This window comes from Plasticicumulans acidivorans (genome assembly GCF_003182095.1).
Classification (GTDB): domain Bacteria; phylum Pseudomonadota; class Gammaproteobacteria; order Competibacterales; family Competibacteraceae; genus Plasticicumulans; species Plasticicumulans acidivorans.
Genome location: NZ_QGTJ01000005.1, coordinates 267016 through 283686, shown reverse-complemented (window position 1 = coordinate 283686; position 16671 = coordinate 267016). Strand labels below are relative to the sequence as shown.

The window sequence follows — 16671 nt, the reverse complement described above, 5'->3', positions numbered from 1 at the left end:
CTCAGTGAGTCCCTGTGTTCGGGTCGTTGTCTTGAATCGCCAGTGCCCGCACCACGCGCTCCATGCGCATGGAACGTGAGCCCTTGACCAGCACGATCGGCGCGGCCGCAACCGCGAGATCGCCGTCGAGTGCAGACACCAGCGTGTCGATATCGGTGAAATGCCTGCCGCCGGCGCCGAAGGCGTCGACCGCATGCCGGCTGTTCGGGCCGAAGCCGTAGAGCCGCGTGAAACCACAGGTCCGCGCCCGCTCGCCACTGAGGGCGTGCAGCGTGGTGGCCTGCGTACCGAGCTCGCCCATATCGCCGAGAACCAGCCAGTGTTCACCCGGCTCAGCCCCCAGCGCTTCCAAGCCGGCGGCGAGTGAAGCCGGATTGGCGTTGTAGGCATCATTGATCAGCACGCTGTCGTGCCGCCCGGCCAGGCGCTGCAGGCGCCCGGCGACAGGCTGCATCGCAGCGAAGCCGGCAGCGATGTCATCGAGCGTGGCACCGACGGCCAGCGTCGCGGCGGCGGCGGCGGCGGCGTTACGCAGATTGTGGCGACCGTGCAGGCCGAGCCGGCATTCGATCGCGCCCTGCGGCGTCGACAGGCGCAGCCGCTGACCGGCCTCGTCACTGGCCAGCAGGCTTGCCGTCACATCGGCAGCGGCATCGAGAGCGAAGGTGGCGACGTGATGCTCGCCGTTGAGGCCACGCCAGTAGTCGACGTAAACGTCATCGGCATTGATCACCGCCACTCCGTGCGCGCCGAGACCGGAGAAGATTTCCCCCTTGGCTCGCGCCACACCGTCGAGATCACCAAAGCCTTCGAGGTGGCAGGGGCCGGCATTGTTGAGGATCGCCACGTCCGGCATCGCCAGCCCGGTCAGGTAGGCGATCTCACCCGGATGATTGGCTCCCATCTCGATGACGGCGTAATCCTGCGTCTCAAGGCCAAGCAGGGTCAGCGGCACACCGATATCGTTGTTGAGATTGCCGCGGGTCGCCAGCACCGTGCCGCGCTGGCGCAGCACCGCAGCGCACAACTCCTTGAGTGTGGTCTTGCCGTTGCTGCCGGTCAGGCCGATCAGCGGTCGGCGAAACGCCGCACGGTTAAAGGCACCAAGACGACCGAGTGCAAGCCGGGTATCAGCGACCACCAGCTGCGGCAGATCGAGCGCCAGCGGGTGCGCGACCAGCGCCGCACTGGCGCCACGCTCGCGGGCCGTGGCGGCGAAGGCGTGACCGTCAAAATTCGGCCCCGACAGCGCCACGAACAGCTCTCCGGCCGCAACCGTGCGCGAATCGGTAGCGACGCCGCGCACCTCGACATCGTGCCCGATCAGCTCGGCACACAGTGCGGTGGCCAGATGAGACAGTGGCAGCGGCTTCATGCGCATTCTCCGAACCAGGCACGCAACTCGGCACGATCGCTGAAACTGCGCCGCTCGCTGCCGATGATCTGGTAGTCCTCGTGTCCCTTGCCGGCGACGAGCACGACATCCCCGGGTCCGGCGGCGGTGAGCGCCACATGAATCGCCTCGGCACGATCGCTGACGGCCTGAATGCGCTCGCGCTGCCGGCAGCCGGCGAGGATGTCGGCGATGATCGCCTCCGGCACCTCGGAGCGCGGGTTGTCGCTGGTGACGATGACGACATCGGCCAGGCGCTCGGCAATCGCTCCCATTTGCGGCCGCTTGCCGGTATCACGGTCCCCGCCACAGCCGAACACGCAGAACAGGCGTCCGCGCGTGTGGGCGCGCAAGGCGCCCAGCACCGACTCAAGGGCGAACGGCGTATGGGCATAATCGACAACGGCGAGCGGCTGCTGCGCCCCGCCGCCGAAGCACTCCATGCGTCCGGGGACGGTATCGACCCGCCCCAGCCGCTCGACGGCATCGTCGAGATCAAAACCCAGCGCCAGCAGCGCAGCGCAGGCCGCCATCAGGTTCGAGGCGTTGAAACGGCCGAGCACACGGGCACGCAGCGTCGCATCGCCACGATGGGTATGCAGATCGATGCCGAGTCCGGCGTCGTCGAGCTGCAGCGCACGCCCCTGCACCCAGCCTCCCGCCGCGTGCATGACCTCAGCGCCAAAGCCGTAAGCGATCGGCCCGCGTGCTGCCGTGCGTTGCAGCAGTTCACGGCCAAAAGCATCGTCGGCATTGAGCACGCGCGCCGCGACATCGAGCTCGGTGAACAGCCGCGCCTTGGCCGCAGCATAGGCAGCGACGGTACCGTGGTAATCGAGATGGTCGCGCGTGAGGTTGGTCAGCACCGCGCAGGCGAAGTGCACACCGTCGACGCGACCCTGATCAAGCGCATGCGAAGACACCTCCATTGCCGCGTACGCCGCGCCCTGCGCCCGCATCTGCGCCAGCAGCGCCTGCACGCGGATCGGGTCGGGCGTGGTATGGGTCGCCGTCTGCAAGTCACCAAACAGACCGTAGCCAATCGTGCCCAGGAATCCGGCTGGACGCTGTGCCGTCGACAACGCCTGAGCGGTGAAATGCGCGCAGGAGGTTTTGCCGTCAGTGCCGGTGATGCCGATGAGATGCAGCGCAGGTGTCGGCTCGGCGAACAGGCGCCCGGCGATGCTGCTCAAACGCCGGCCGAGCCCGTCGATGGCAAGCAGTGGTACAGCGAGCGCCGACAGAGCCGCAGCCGGCACGGGCGGCTCGTAGATGACGGCCGCCGCACCGCGGGCCACCGCCTCGGCGGCGAATTCGATGCCATGACGAGCATGACCACGCAAGGCGCAGAACACCCAGCCCGGCTGCACAGCACGGCTGTCAAGCGTCAGCCCGGCCACCGGGATGTCAGGCACCGTGCGATCCGCGAGCGCCAGCAGTTCGGGAAGCCGCAAGCGGTTCACCGTGCACCTCGCGGCGCGGCCGCTACGACGGGCTTGACGTTGGTCGTCTTCGGGTTGCTGACGTTGTCCGGCGGCACGTTGAGGATGCGCAAAGCACCGCTCATCACCTTGGCAAACACCGGCGCCGCCACCAGACCGCCGTAATAGGATTTACCGCGCGGATCATCGACGATGACCACCATGACCAGTCGCGGGTTGCTCGCCGGCGCAAAACCGGCGAACACGGCGAAGTAGTTGTTCTTGGCGTACCCGCGGCCGACGATCTTATGCACGGTGCCGGTCTTGCCAGCCACCCGATATCCCGTCACTGCCGCGCGCTGAGCCGTGCCCTGTGCGCTGATGACCGACTCCATCATCGGTAGCAGCTGACGTATCACCTCGGCAGGGAACACCCGCTCGCCCGCCGGAGCCTGATCAAGCTTGACCAGTGATACCGGTCGCAGGATGCCTCCCGAAGCCAGCGCGCCGTAAGCACGCGCCAGCTGCAGCGGCGTCACCGAGATACCGTAACCGAAGCTCTGATTGGCATGGCCGATCGTGCTCCAGCGCGAAAAATGCGCCAGCCAGCCACCTTGCTCACCTGGAAAACCAACGCCGGTCGGACGGCCGAAGCCGACCGCACGGAACGTCTTCCACAGCGACTCCGCCGGCAGCGACAGCGCTATCTTCGTGGTGCCGACGTTGCTCGACTTGGTGATGACGCGGAACACATCGAGCAAGCCGTAGTTATGCGTGTCGCGCACGGTGTAGCGGCCCACACTCAGCGTGCCGGGTGCGGTATTGATCGGCGTATCGGGACGGTACTTACCGCTTTCCAGCGCCATGGCGATGGTGAACGGCTTCATCGTCGAGCCTGGCTCGTAGACGTCGGTTACCGTGCGATTGCGCAGCAGATCACTGCGAATCTCCGCACGATTATTCGGATTGCTGCTCGGCTGGTTGACCATCGCCAGCACTTCCCCGGTGGTCGGATCGAGCACCACGGCCGCCGCAGACGCGGCGTGGTACTCCAGCACGGCGGCCTTCAATGCCCGATAAGCGAGGTACTGGATGCGGCGGTCGATCGACAGCGTCACTGTCTGTCCGGGTTGCGGCTCACGCACGCTCTCGACATCTTCGACGGTTCGTCCATAGCGGTCCTTGATGACCCGCTTCTCCCCCGGACGCCCCTGCAGCACTGCGTTGTAAGCCAGCTCGATGCCTTCCTGTCCGGCATCGTCGATGTCCGTGAACCCCAGCAGATGCGCGGTCACCTCCGCCGCCGGGTAGTAACGCCGATACTCGCGCTGCTTGAACACGCCCTGAATACCGAGCGCCATGACCCGCGCCGCTGCATCGGGCTCCATCGCCCGGCGCAAATACATGAATTCCTTATCCTTGCGCGCCAGCACCTTGGTTTCGAGATCAGCGACGTTCATGCCGAGCATGCGCGCCAGCTCCGGCAAACGCTCCTGATTCGCCAACAGGGTCGGCGGGTGTACCCACAGACTGTCGACCGGCGAACTGACCGCCAGCGGCTCGCCGTTGCGATCGGTGATCATGCCGCGATGGGCAGGCACCTCGACGGTACGCAGGAAACGCTCGTCGCCCTGCCCCTGCAGGAACTCGGTATCGACGACCTGCAGGTAAATGGCGCGCGAGAAAATACCGGCCGCAGCCACACCGAGTATGCCCAGTGCGAGCTTGCGACGATTGGCGGTCCAGATCTGGCGGCGTGGCTGTTTCATCGGATGACGTAAATAACCGCTTCGGGCGCGGGCACAGACATATCGAGGCGCGTACGCGCCACCTGATCGATAACCGACTCAGTCGCCAGCGTGCTCTGTTCGAGCTGCAGCTGATTCCACTCGATCTCAAGTTCGTCGCGGGTCTGCTGCAAGGACTGCAGTTCAATGAACAATTTGCGGCTTTGATGCTTGGTAAAAACGATGCCGAGCGCCGTCGCCAGCAGAGCGAGCAGCAGTACAAACACCGTCGCGAAATTACGACCGACGGGGTCCTGCTCCTCGGCAGCCGGCACCAGACGCGACGCTTCGCGCACGGACAGCGGCTCGGGCTCGGTAATCGGAATCAGGGTTTCGGGAGCGCTCATGCGAGTTTCTCCGCCACCCGGAGCACCGCACTGCGGGCCCGTGGATTGGCCTCGACCTCCGCGGCCTGTGGACGAATGGCCTTGCCGATCACCCGCAGCGTGGCGCCTCGCGGGCCGCCCTGAACCGGGAGGTCATACGGCAACACTTCGCCCTGCGCCTGAGCACGCATGAAGCGCTTGACGATCCGATCCTCAAGCGAATGAAAGCTGATGACAGCCAGCCGCCCGCCCGGCGCCAGCGCTGCAAGCGCTGCCTGCAGGGCTGTCTCCAGCTCCTCCAGCTCGCGGTTGACATGGATGCGAATCGCTTGAAATGCCCGCGTCGCTGGATGCTTGCCGCGCTCGCGCGTCGGAATCGACTCCGCCAGCAAAGCCGCCAGCTGCCCGGTGCTCACGATCGGTGTGCTGTCACGGCTTTCGACCAGATGACGGGCGATCCGGCGATGGAAACGCTCCTCACCGTAGTCGCGCAGCACATGCGAGATTTCGTCGGCGGCCGCTCGCGCCAGCCACTCGGCCGCACTCTCTCCATGCGTCGGGTCCATCCGCATATCCAGAGGACCATCTTTGCCGAAACTGAAGCCGCGCGCGGGATCATCGAGCTGCGGAGAGGAAACGCCGAGATCGAACAGTATCCCATCGACCTGCCCCGCCCAGCCATGGCGCTCCAACACGTCGCCCAGCGCACTGAACGCCGTCGCCTCAAAACGGAAACGCCCATCCTCAGCAGTCAGCCGCGCAGCGGTTTGCGCCGCCTCAGGATCACGGTCGAGCCCGAGGAGCGCGCCACCATGACCAAGGGAAGCGAGAGCCAGCCGCGAGTGTCCGCCGCGACCAAAAGTCGCATCGACATAGCGGCCCGACGACTTGATACACAAGGCATTGACCGCCTCGTGCAGCAGCACGCTGTGGTGGCTCAGAGTGGAATTCATGAAAACTCAGAATGCGAGCGATTCAAGATCATCGGGGAGATCGCCGCTGGTCCCCGCGCTATCGGCCAGCCACTCTTCACGCAGCTGTCCCCATGTCTGCTCGTCCCAGAGCTCGAACTTGTTCCCCTGCCCTACCAGAACCACCCGCTTGTCCAGTTTGGCGAACTCGCGCAAAGGAGCGGGCAACAGCACTCGCCCCGCGGCATCCAACTGGCACTCTTCTGCATGCCCCATCAACAAACGTTTCAAGCTGCGCGCTGCCCGGTTTGTGCTCGACAGTCTGACCAGTTTGGCTTCGACCTCTTCCCACTCAGGCAGCGGATAAAGCAGCAGGCAGCCGTCTCGATCGATCGTCACGATCAGCTGGCCGTCACACTGCTCGATCAGCCGCTCGCGATGCTTGGTCGGGATTGAGAGCCGCCCCTTGCCATCGAGCGATATCGCAGAAATGCCCCGGAACAAGGACGAACTCCCCGTTGACCTGCACGCCTTCCCCGCTCATCCCACTTTCTTCCACTTTCCGACACTATATGAATGGCAAATCCCCGCTGTCAAGGAAGCCGACTGTGTTCGGCGCCACAGAACTGCAACACAAACAACAGGTTATGTGCAAACAAACAACACCCGTGTTGCACCTGCAACAAAGCGGTACGAAGTAACACAGGAGCGGCTCCAGGAAGTCAGAACCACCGGCCGGGGCAAGCGAGCCCCACCATCAGGCACAGGCGCCGTCAGCGGTATTCATGGAGAGATAGAGAGGAAGTCGGCCTATAAGCCGGGTTCTGTCGAGAACGATCATTCATCTGCGACGCCCGTCACCGGGACGCCTGTAGCGACCTACCCGGGAGCCGTGCGGGCCACACGTCATGCTCCCCTATTTGGTCTTGCTCCGAGCGGGGTTTACCGTGCCAGCGACTGTTACCAGCGCCGCGGTGCGCTCTTACCGCACCTTTTCACCCTTACCAGCCCTGACGGGCTTTGGCGGTCTGTTTTCTGTGGCACTTTCCGTAGGCTCACGCCCCCCAGGTGTTACCTGGCGCCCTGCCCTATGGAGCCCGGACTTTCCTCCACCCGAATGGGCAGCGACCGTCCAGCCGACTTCCGGCGCGCGATTCTGCACGCAGCCCAACAGCGAATCAAGCAGACTTGTGCGCAGCCATTTCAAGCGCACGCGCATACAACAGATTTTTTTTCAGGCCGGTCAAACGCGCAGTGATCGCTGCCGCCTGACGCACCGGCAGCTCCTCCAGCAAAATCGACAGCGTCCGCATCGCGTCCGCACCCACTTCATCGAGTACCGGTGGCGCACCACGCACCAACACCACGAACTCGCCTCGGCGGCGCTCCACGTCAGTCACGATTTTTTCTGCCAATACAGGCAATGTCCCGTGTAAGGTTTCCTCAAAACGCTTGGTCAATTCACGGGCAATGACCGCTTCCCGCTCACTGCCAAATATCGCCACCAGATCCTCAAGCATTTCGCCAATACGATGACTGGATTCAAAAAATACCAGCGTGCGCTCCTCGCGCACCAACGCTTCCAGTCTCACCCGGCGAGCAGGACCGCGCGCCGGCAGAAAGCCCTCGAACACGAAGCGGTCAGTCGGCAGGCCTGCGATCGATAAAGCCGCAATAAGACTGCTCGGCCCGGGAACAGCCACCACAGGAACATCCGCCGCATGCGCTGCGCACACCAGGTGGTAACCAGGATCAGACACCAGCGGCGTACCCGCATCAGAAACCAGGGCAAGAGACGCTCCTGCCGCCAATGTCGCCACCAGCTCTCCGCAGCGATCCCGCTCATTGTGATCGTGCAGAGAAATCAGTGGTGTATCGATACCAAAATGCCGCAACAACTGGCGCGTGTGACGCGTATCCTCGGCAGCGATTGTGCCAACCGTCGCCAGAACATCTCGCGCTCGCGGACTGAGATCGTGCAGGTTGCCTATCGGCGTCGCGACCACGTATAAGGTGCCGGGCTGTACGAACACGCAGAAATTCCTCTTGGGCAATAAATTCAGGCATGGGCCGGACTCGACACGCTCGACAGACGGACAACCCGCTCATTTGCAACAGGGCCGCAGCGGTGAAGACACTGCACTTGCCTACCTGCGTGCACAAGGACTGAAGCTGGTCACACGCAATTTTCGCTGCCGGTTCGGGGAAATCGACCTGATCATGCGCGAGCGTGACATCCTCGTCTTTGTCGAAGTCAGGTGTCGCCTTGACAAGGGCTACGGATCCGCCCTCGAAAGCGTCGACTACCGCAAGTGCATACGCCTTCAACGCACTGCCCAAGTCTATCTGCAACAGCACAGAGAAGATCGCAGCTGCCGTTTCGATGTCATCGCCATATCGCCAACGGCCTGCCCACCTGGAATCGAGTGGGTACGCAACGCGTTCGACGCCGCGTGAGCGCGCCCTCAGCGAACCGGAGCTCACTGATGAAACATTGGACTCGCCTCTCTTCCATTACAGCCCTCACCATCGCGCTGCAAGGCTGCGCAGGAGCATTGATCGGCGGCGCCGCCACAGCGGTCGGCGTCGCCCATGACAGACGTACCGCCGGCACGTACGTTGAAGACGAAACCATTGAGCAGAAAAGCACCCACGCGCTCGAAATGGCTGGACTGAGCAGCCGTGGACACATCAACGCGACCAGCTACAACCGGGCCGTGTTGCTCACTGGAGAAATTGCCGACAGAGCCAGTCGCAATCGCGCAGAAACCGCGGTACGTGGCGTCGAACAGGTAAAAACTGTGTACAACGAACTTGCCATCATGCCTGCAAGTTCATTTGCGAGCCGCTCAAGCGATACCTGGATTACGACCAAGGTGAAAACGGCCCTGTTTCAGGTCGACGGTATTCGGGACTTCGATCCAACCCGAGTCAAAGTCGTCACCGAACGCGGCATCGTTTACTTGATGGGCCTGCTGCGCCCGCGCGAAGCTGAAGCGGTGACCGCTACCGTACGCCATGTTGCCGGCGTTCAAAAAGTCGTCCGGATCTTCGAGTATCTCGAATAACCCCTCGAAGTCGGGCACTGCCCTATTTCACCACCTTGAGGGTCGGACGCTTGCCTGCATCTGGACGCGGCGGCTGAGGCGGCGGCTCATCCTGATCCTCCTCATCGGGGAAAGCGGTGCCCTGCCCATTCTCCCGGGAGTAAATCGCCAGTACGGCGCTGATCGGCACATGGACCTGCTGGGCGACGCCACTGAAACGCGCACTGAAATCGATCGCGTCATTGCCCAGGACCAACCCCTGAACTGCACTGGGACTGATATTCAGCACGATCCGGCCTTCATGCACATGCTGAGAAGGCACGTCCACCCCTCGCATTCCAGCATTGACCAAAATGTGCGGCGTCATTCCGTTATCCAGTATCCATTCATATAAAGCGCGGATCAGATAGGGACGATTTGAAGTCATTAGATCACTCACTCGGCAGACGTCGGCATTGAACCGAGGTCATTCATTTCGCGCTCGACAGGACTCAGGCTACGCTGGAAAGCCGGCCGCACGAACATTCTGCCGGCGTAATCAAGCACCGCACGCGCTGCAGCAGGCAGCTCGATACCGTAATGCGACAGTCGCCACAATATCGGCGCCAGCGTCGCATCAAGCAGACTGAAACTATCTCCCAGGAAAAACGGCTTGGCGGAAATAACCTCCGCCGCCGCCAGCAGATGACGCTCAAGCATATTACGCGCCGCCTCGCGCTCGTCCTTGTCCTGCCTGGACAGTCGCGGCAGACAGCCGTAGAGATCGGTCTCAAGACGATGGAGAGCCATCCGCTGGCGCGCACGCCCCGCAGGATCGTTCGCTAGAAGCCCGGGATGCGGGTAGCGCTCATCCAAATACTCGATGATGACGCGATCGTTATAAACCAGCAGCTCTCGATCAATCAGGGCTGGCAACTGCCTGCCGGGAACCGCGTCGACAAACTCTGCAGGCGGATTGGCCGCACTGACATAAACCACCTCTGCCTCCAGCCCCTTTTCAGCGAGCACCAGACGCGAACGGTGGCAGTGACAACAGTTACCTAGAGAAAAGAGCGTGAGCATCGCTCTACGCACCGCTGAACTCGCGGCCATACGCTCCATCTCCCGATAGCAGAGGGGAAAAGGAAAAAGTTAGGCGGACATGCCCCTCGCATGTCCGCCTGCAATCATCGTCCGCAATTAATGGACGTCTTTCCAGTACTCCTTCTTGAGCAGGTAGAAAACGCCCGTCAATACGATCAGGAAGGCGATCACCCAGATGCCGATGCGCTGGCGCTCAAGCTTGATCGGTTCGGCAATGTAAGCAAGGAATGTCACCAGATCACGCACGGCAGCATCAAACTCCGGCCCGCTCATCGAGCCGGGCTTAACGACCTCGAAGCCCACGATCTGGTGAGTTTCATTACCGAACTCATCCTTGTGCGTTTCGAGCTTCGCCTTCTGCCAGCCCTGCAGATCGGCCAGCGCGTGCGGCATGCCAACCAGCGGGAAGGCGGCGTTGTTGACGCCCCACGGCCGACTGGGATCGATGTAGAAGGTACGCAGATAGGTGTAGAGATAATCGACACCGCGCGAGCGGGCAATCAAGGTCAGGTCCGGCGGCGCGGCGCCGAACCATTTCTTGGCATCCGCTTTCGGCATCGCGTTGCGCATCAGGTCGCCCACTTTGGCGCCGGTGAAAATCAGGTTGTCCTTCACCTGCTCCTCAGTCAGCCCGATATCGCGCGCCATGCGGTTGTAGCGCTGGTGCTCGGCCGAATGACAACCCATGCAGTAATTGACGAACAACTTGGCACCGCGCTGCAGCGAAGCTTTGTTGTGCAAGTCGATATTGGCTGCATCCAGCGGAAAACCTTCGGCGGCCGCGATAGCCAATCCGGGAAGAGCAGCAAGAGCGATAGCCAGAATCCACTTTCTCATTTGAACGTCACCCTTTCCGGAACCGGCTTGGTCTTATCGATCGCGGTGTAGATCGGCATCAGCAGGAAGAACGCGAAATAGATCACCGAGCAGATGCGCGCCATATCGGTCCGACCAGGTGTTGCCGGCAGAGCACCGAGGTAGCCAAGGATCAGGAACGCAACGACAAACAGCGCCAGAGCGGCCTTGTAGAGGGTGCCGCGGTAACGAATCGACTTTACCGGACTGCGGTCCAGCCACGGCAGGAAGAACATGACGACGATCGCGCCGCCCATGCCCAGCACACCAAACAGCTTATCGGGGATCGCACGCAAAATTGCGTAGAACGGCGTGAAGTACCACACCGGCGCGATATGCGGCGGCGTCTTCAGCGGATTGGCCGGATCGAAGTTCGGATGCTCAAGGAAATAGCCGCCCATCTCCGGCATGAAGAAAATTACTGCACAGAAGAAAATCAGGAACACCGCCACCCCGACGAGATCCTTGACCGTGTAATAGGGGTGGAACGGGATGCCATCGAGAGGCTTGCCGTTTTCATCCTTCGTCGCCTTGATCTCGACGCCATCCGGATTGTTCGAACCGACTTCGTGCAGGGCAATGATGTGGGCGACGACCAGTCCCAGCAGCACCAGCGGCACGGCAATGACGTGCAGCGCAAAGAAGCGGTTCAGCGTGGCGTCGGACACGACGAAGTCACCACGAATCCACAGCGACAGGTCAGGGCCGATACCGGGAATCGCGCCGAACAGCGAGATGATGACCTGCGCACCCCAGAACGACATCTGGCCCCACGGCAGCAGGTAGCCCATGAAGGCTTCGGCCATCAGCGCGAGGAAGATCAGTACACCGAAGATCCACACCAGCTCGCGCGGTTTCTTGTACGAGCCGTACATCAGACCGCGGAACATGTGCAGATAGACGACGATGAAGAAGGCCGAGGCACCGGTCGAGTGCATGTAGCGGATCAACCAGCCCCAGTCGACGTCGCGCATGATGTATTCGACGGACGCGAAGGCTTCGGCGGCCGAAGGCTTGTAGTTCATCGTCAGCCAGATGCCGGTGAGGATCTGGTTGACCAGCACCAGCAGCGCCAGCGAGCCGAAGAAGTACCAGAAATTGAAGTTCTTCGGTGCGTAGTACTGCGTCAGATGATCACGGATGCCATTGGTCAGCGGGAATCGGGCATCGATCCAGCCGAGAATGCCCGTGGTGCCCGGGTGAGAGTGGTTCGCCATTACGCCGCCTCCGCACTGACGCCCACCAGGACGCGCGTGTCACTCAGGAACTTATAGGGGGGAACTTCGAGGTTCAGCGGTGCAGGTACCCCCTGGAAAACGCGACCGGCCAGATCGAAACGTGAACCATGGCACGGACAGAAGAAGCCACCCTTCCATTCCGGACCGAGGTCGGCTGGTGCCAGGTCCGGGCGGAAAGTCGGGGAGCAGCCGAGGTGCGTGCAAATACCGACCAGAACCAGAACCTCCGGCTTGATCGAGCGATATTCGTTGGTGGCGAAAGCCGGCTGCTGCGGCTCAAGGGATTTCGGATCACGCAGCATGCCGTCCAAGGTCGGCAACGCATCGAGCATCGCCTGGGTACGGCGCACTACCCAAACCGGCTTGCCGCGCCACTCGACGGTCATGATCTGTCCTGCGTCGAGCTTGCTGATGTCTGCCTCGACCGGGGCACCAGCCGCCTGGGCGCGCTCGCTGGGCGACCAGGACTTGAGGAAGGGTACCGCGACAAACGCCGCCCCGACCCCGCCGACGACAGTCGCGGTGGCGGTCAGAAACCGGCGCCTGCCGAGATTGACTCCATCTGCCGTACTCATTCGCCCTCTCCTAACACTCTGAAAGTACAGATTTTTCGTATACCGGCCCACTCACCCGGGGGCATGCGTCCGATCCGAACGGCTGCCGCAGTACAGCGCGCAACTAAACGTAGAATGTTCTTATAACGCTCCCTTCAGGGTCAAGCCGAAAGCCCCAGACCAGATGAGGAAAATCACCAATCCAGACTCCCGGTCATCGCGCCTTGCATCAGCGTCACCCGATCTTCACGCCGGGTTTGGCACATCAATGAACTCGAACTGCAACCCGCAGCTCTGCGCCAGATGGGCCCCGAGCGCCTGCACACCGTAACGCTCGGTCGCATGATGGCCGGCGGCAAAGAAGTGCAGCTCATTCTCGCGCGCACTGTGCACCGTCGGCTCGGACACCTCTCCGGTCAGATAGGCATCGACCCCCGCAGCAATCGCCAGATCGATATAAGACTGTGCACCGCCACTGCACCAAGCCACGCGGCGGATAGCCCGCGAGCTGCCGGCCACATGCAGGGGCTCGCGACCGAGACAGCCACCGATATGCGCCGCAAGCTCCGCCCCGGACATCTCCCGCCCTAACGTCCCCGTCATCACCAATCCCGGCGTACGCCCGCCGCCACCGAGCACGCCATCGACTGCAAACCCCAGCACCCGCGCCAACTGTGCGTTATTGCCCAGCTGCGGGTGTGCATCGAGCGGCAGGTGGTAGGCCAGCAGCGACATGTCCTGCGTCAGCAGCGTCGCGAGGCGGCGTTTGCGCATGCCCGTGATCCGAGCCTCTTCCCCCTTCCAGAAGTAGCCGTGATGCACCAGCACGAGATCGGCACGGGCAGCCACCGCCGCATCGAGCAGCGCCTGACAGGCCGTGACGCCCCCGACGATCCGGCGCACTTCACCGCGACCCTCGACCTGCAGTCCGTTGGGACAATAGTCACTGAAGCTGCCGACCGCGAGGAGCTCATCGGTATAGGCAACGAGATCCGCCAGGCGCATGGTGTTCAGCGTTCCGTCAGGATCAGCTCAAGCGCGTTCAGCAAGGCGGCGTTTTGCTGCGTGCTGCCGACGCTGATGCGCAGGTACTGCTCGATCCGCGGCTGTCGAAAGTGACGGACGATGACCCCGTGCTCACGCAGACCGGCCGCGAGCCGGGCGGCTTCATGTTGCGGGTGACGGGCAAACACGAAATTGGCCGCCGACGGCAATACCTCGAAGCCGTGCTCCTCAAGCCCTGCGACCAGCGCCCTGCGCTCGTCGATGACCATCTGCCGGCTGCGCTCGAAATACGCCTCGTCCTCGAATGCCGCCACCGCCCCCGCGATCGCCAGGCGGTCCAGAGGATAGGAATTGAAGCTGTTCTTGACACGCTCAAGCGCCTCAATCAGGCCGCCGTCACCGACCGCAAAACCGACGCGCAGGCCGGCAAGCGAGCGCGACTTCGACAGCGTCTGCACTACCAGCAGGTTCGGATAACGATCGACCAGGCCGATCGCCGTCTCGCCACCGAAATCGATGTAGGCCTCGTCGACCAGCACGACGGAATCGCGGTTGCGCTGCAGCAGCCACTCGATCTCGGCAAGCGGCAGCAGGCGCCCGGTCGGCGCATTCGGGTTCGGAAACACGATGCCGCCATTCGGCTGCAGGTAGTCAGCAACACGCAGACTGAAGTCCTCGGCGAGTGGCACCGTGCGCCCTTCAATGCCATACAGACCACAGTAGACCGGGTAGAAGCTGTAAGTGACGTCCGGGAACAGCAGCGGCCGCGAGTGCTGAAACAGCGCAAAGAACGCATGCGCCAGCACCTCGTCAGAACCGTTGCCGACGAACACCTGCTGCGTTCGCACACCGTAGTAATCGGCGATCGCCTGCTTGAGACGCTCGGCCCCCGGATCCGGGTACAAACGCAGCGCATCACCAAGCTCGTGCTGGATCGCCTCGATCACCCGTGGCGACGGTCCGCACGGGTGCTCGTTGGTGTTGAGCTTGACGAGATTGCTCAGCTTGGGCTGCTCACCGGGCACGTAAGGCACCAGCGTGCCAACGACGGGACTCCAGTACGGATTCATCGCTCAGTCCTGCAGCCGGAATTCAGCGGAACGCGCGTGCGCGGTCAGCCCCTCGCCGCGCGCCAGCACCGACGCCGTGCGACCGAGCGTCTGTGCGCCCTCCGGCGAACAAAAAATCAGGCTGGAGCGTTTCTGGAAATCATAGACGCCGAGCGGCGAGGAAAAACGCGCCGTGCGCGAAGTCGGCAGCACATGGTTGGGGCCAGCGCAGTAATCGCCGAGCGCCTCGGCGGTGTAGCGCCCCATGAAGATCGCGCCGGCGTGACGGATCAGCGGCAACAGGGCCTTCGGATCGGCCACCGACAGTTCGAGGTGCTCGGGCGCGATGAAATTGGCGACTGCCGCCGCTTCTTCGAGATGCTGCACCTCGATCAGCGCGGCGCGCTGACGCAGCGAGGCGGCGATGATCTGCTCGCGCTCCATCGTCGGCAGCAGCCGTGCGAGCGCCGCCGCCACACGATCGAGGAAGGCCGCATCAGGCGAGATCAGGATCGGCTGCGCATCCTCGTCATGCTCGGCTTGCGAGAACAGGTCCATGGCGATCCAGTCGGCATCGGTCGCACCATCGCAGATCACCAGAATCTCCGAGGGTCCGGCGATCATGTCGATGCCGACCAGACCGAACACCGCACGCTTGGCGGTGGCGACGTAGATGTTGCCGGGACCGACGATCTTGTCGACCCGCGGCACCATCGCCGTGCCGTAGGCCAGCGCGGCCACGGCTTGCGCGCCGCCGATGGCGAACACGCGGTCGACACCGGCGATGCAGGCGGCCGCCAGCACCAGGTCGTTGACTTCGCCACCGGGCGTCGGCACCACCATCACCAGCTGCGCCACACCGGCGACCTTGGCCGGAATCGCATTCATCAGCACCGACGAGGGATACGCCGCCTTGCCGCCCGGCACATACAGACCGACGGCATCGAGCGCCGTCACCTGCTGGCCGAGGAGCGTGCCGTCCGCCTCGGTGAAGCTCCAGGATTCGAGCTTCTGCCGCTCGGCATAGGCACGCACCCGCGCGGCAGCGACTTCCAGCGCCTGGCGCTGCGCGGCCGGGATGGCGGCCAGGGCGGCTTCCAGCCGCGCCTGCGGAATCTCCAGGTCAGCGGCCGTCTCGACAGACATGCGGTCGAAGCGGCCGGTGAACTCGACCAGCGCCTCGTCGCCCCGCGTCTTCACCGCCTCGAGGATCTCATGCACCGCTGTGGCGACCGCATGATCGGACACGCCTTCCCAAGACGTCAGCCGCGACAGGCGGCTCCAGAAGTCGGGGTCACGGGTGGCAAGACGGGCGATGTCCACAGGCGAGATCCTCAGGAGAGGGAATGAAAAAGGTTCAGGCAGTCGCGGCGACGGCCGCCGCCATGCAGTCGATCAGCGACTGCAGGCGTGCGTGCTTCATCTTCATCGCCGCGCGGTTGACGACCAGCCGCGCGCTGATGTCGGCGATATGTTCGAGCGGCGCCAGGCCGTTGGCGCGCAGGGTATTGCCGGTATCGACGATGTCGACGATGCGGTCGGCCAGCCCGACCAGCGGCGCCAGCTCCATCGAGCCGTACAGCTTGATGACTTCGACCTGGCGGCCGCGCTCAGCGTAGTAGCGGCGCGTGACGTTGACGAACTTGGTGGCGACATGCAGCCGCCCGCGCGGCTCGACGGCGTCCGGCCGGCCGGCGACCATCAGCCGGCAGCGGGCGATGCCAAGATCGAGCGGCTCGTAGAGCCCGTCACCGCCGTGCTCCATCAGCACGTCCTTGCCGGCAACACCGATATCGGCAGCGCCGTACTGAACGTAGGTGGGCACGTCGGTGGCGCGGATGATCACGAACTTCACGTCGTCGTGGTTGGTATCGAGGATCAGCTTGCGGCTGGTCTCCGGATCATCCAGCGGTTCGATGCCGGCGGCCGCCAGCAGTGGCAGGGTTTCCTTGAAGATGCGCCCTTTTGACAGGGCGATCGTGAGTGTCTCGGCCATGCACAG

The 16671-nt window shown here is 63.1% G+C and carries 18 protein-coding genes and 1 other RNA gene; 2 read left to right on the top strand and 17 right to left on the bottom strand.

Annotation, left to right across the window (positions count from 1 at the left end):
• Window position 1: 1 nt before the first annotated feature.
• The 8 genes from C7443_RS10795 to rsmI all read right to left on the bottom strand — a co-directional run bounded on the left by C7443_RS10795 (window position 2) and on the right by rsmI (window position 7871).
• A complete protein-coding gene (locus C7443_RS10795) occupies window positions 2–1375 on the bottom strand; it encodes a UDP-N-acetylmuramoyl-tripeptide--D-alanyl-D-alanine ligase (RefSeq protein WP_110018610.1) in 1374 nt (457 codons plus the stop codon).
• Complete coding sequence (locus C7443_RS10790; RefSeq protein ID WP_170123586.1) at window positions 1372–2832, bottom strand: UDP-N-acetylmuramoyl-L-alanyl-D-glutamate--2,6-diaminopimelate ligase; 1461 nt, start codon at window positions 2830–2832, stop codon at window positions 1372–1374. The genes C7443_RS10795 and C7443_RS10790 overlap by 4 nt, the downstream gene beginning before the upstream one ends.
• Before the next feature lie 20 nt (window positions 2833–2852).
• Window positions 2853–4583 carry a peptidoglycan D,D-transpeptidase FtsI family protein gene (locus tag C7443_RS10785; RefSeq protein ID WP_110018608.1) on the bottom strand — a complete coding sequence of 577 codons (1731 nt, stop codon included), beginning with the start codon at window positions 4581–4583 and terminating at the stop codon, window positions 2853–2855.
• Complete coding sequence (ftsL, locus tag C7443_RS10780) at window positions 4580–4948, bottom strand: cell division protein FtsL (protein ID WP_110018607.1); 369 nt, start codon at window positions 4946–4948, stop codon at window positions 4580–4582. Before ftsL ends, C7443_RS10785 begins: the two co-directional genes overlap by 4 nt.
• Window positions 4945–5880, bottom strand: coding sequence for a 16S rRNA (cytosine(1402)-N(4))-methyltransferase RsmH (gene rsmH, locus C7443_RS10775; protein ID WP_110018606.1), 936 nt, complete (start codon window positions 5878–5880; stop codon window positions 4945–4947). The genes ftsL and rsmH overlap by 4 nt, the downstream gene beginning before the upstream one ends.
• A 6-nt stretch (window positions 5881–5886) precedes the next feature.
• On the bottom strand, window positions 5887–6342 hold the full coding sequence (gene mraZ / locus C7443_RS10770) for a division/cell wall cluster transcriptional repressor MraZ (protein ID WP_110018605.1): 456 nt from the start codon (window positions 6340–6342) through the stop codon (window positions 5887–5889).
• A gap of 293 nt (window positions 6343–6635) precedes the next feature.
• Window positions 6636–6982: RNase P RNA component class A (gene rnpB / locus C7443_RS10765), an RNA gene on the bottom strand.
• Between the two features lie 34 nt (window positions 6983–7016).
• Window positions 7017–7871: a 16S rRNA (cytidine(1402)-2'-O)-methyltransferase gene (gene rsmI / locus C7443_RS10760; protein WP_246004615.1), complete on the bottom strand. Its 855-nt coding sequence runs from the start codon at window positions 7869–7871 to the stop codon at window positions 7017–7019.
• 13 nt (window positions 7872–7884) lie between these two features.
• Between rsmI and C7443_RS10755 the strand changes: the two genes are divergently transcribed.
• Together C7443_RS10755 and C7443_RS10750 are read left to right on the top strand one after the other, a co-directional pair.
• Window positions 7885–8295: a YraN family protein gene (locus C7443_RS10755; RefSeq protein ID WP_342774227.1), complete on the top strand. Its 411-nt coding sequence runs from the start codon at window positions 7885–7887 to the stop codon at window positions 8293–8295.
• A 29-nt stretch (window positions 8296–8324) separates the two neighbouring features.
• The gene (locus C7443_RS10750) at window positions 8325–8906 is read left to right on the top strand and encodes a BON domain-containing protein (protein WP_110018603.1); all 582 of its coding nucleotides are present in this window, start codon (window positions 8325–8327) and stop codon (window positions 8904–8906) included.
• 22 nt (window positions 8907–8928) lie between these two features.
• On the opposite strand, the gene C7443_RS10745 is transcribed toward C7443_RS10750, so the two are convergent.
• The 9 genes from C7443_RS10745 to hisG all read right to left on the bottom strand — a co-directional run bounded on the left by C7443_RS10745 (window position 8929) and on the right by hisG (window position 16665).
• Window positions 8929–9312, bottom strand: coding sequence for a ClpXP protease specificity-enhancing factor (locus C7443_RS10745; protein ID WP_110018602.1), 384 nt, complete (start codon window positions 9310–9312; stop codon window positions 8929–8931).
• 8 nt (window positions 9313–9320) lie between these two features.
• Complete coding sequence (locus C7443_RS10740; RefSeq protein ID WP_170123582.1) at window positions 9321–9947, bottom strand: glutathione S-transferase N-terminal domain-containing protein; 627 nt, start codon at window positions 9945–9947, stop codon at window positions 9321–9323.
• 117 nt (window positions 9948–10064) lie between these two features.
• Window positions 10065–10805 carry a cytochrome c1 gene (locus C7443_RS10735; RefSeq protein WP_110018600.1) on the bottom strand — a complete coding sequence of 247 codons (741 nt, stop codon included), beginning with the start codon at window positions 10803–10805 and terminating at the stop codon, window positions 10065–10067.
• The gene (locus tag C7443_RS10730) at window positions 10802–12040 is read right to left on the bottom strand and encodes a cytochrome b (protein ID WP_110018599.1); all 1239 of its coding nucleotides are present in this window, start codon (window positions 12038–12040) and stop codon (window positions 10802–10804) included. The genes C7443_RS10735 and C7443_RS10730 overlap by 4 nt, the downstream gene beginning before the upstream one ends.
• Entirely contained in the window at window positions 12040–12636 is a 597-nt protein-coding gene (gene petA, locus C7443_RS10725; RefSeq protein ID WP_110018598.1) for a ubiquinol-cytochrome c reductase iron-sulfur subunit, read from the bottom strand. Before petA ends, C7443_RS10730 begins: the two co-directional genes overlap by 1 nt.
• 225 nt (window positions 12637–12861) lie before the next feature.
• Window positions 12862–13620, bottom strand: coding sequence for a Nif3-like dinuclear metal center hexameric protein (locus C7443_RS10720; RefSeq protein ID WP_110018597.1), 759 nt, complete (start codon window positions 13618–13620; stop codon window positions 12862–12864).
• 5 nt (window positions 13621–13625) lie between these two features.
• Window positions 13626–14690: a histidinol-phosphate transaminase gene (gene hisC / locus C7443_RS10715; protein WP_110018596.1), complete on the bottom strand. Its 1065-nt coding sequence runs from the start codon at window positions 14688–14690 to the stop codon at window positions 13626–13628.
• A 3-nt stretch (window positions 14691–14693) separates the two neighbouring features.
• The gene (hisD, locus tag C7443_RS10710) at window positions 14694–16001 is read right to left on the bottom strand and encodes a histidinol dehydrogenase (protein WP_110018595.1); all 1308 of its coding nucleotides are present in this window, start codon (window positions 15999–16001) and stop codon (window positions 14694–14696) included.
• 25 nt (window positions 16002–16026) lie between these two features.
• On the bottom strand, window positions 16027–16665 hold the full coding sequence (hisG, locus tag C7443_RS10705; protein WP_110018594.1) for an ATP phosphoribosyltransferase: 639 nt from the start codon (window positions 16663–16665) through the stop codon (window positions 16027–16029).
• Between the last annotated feature and the right edge of the window lie 6 nt (window positions 16666–16671).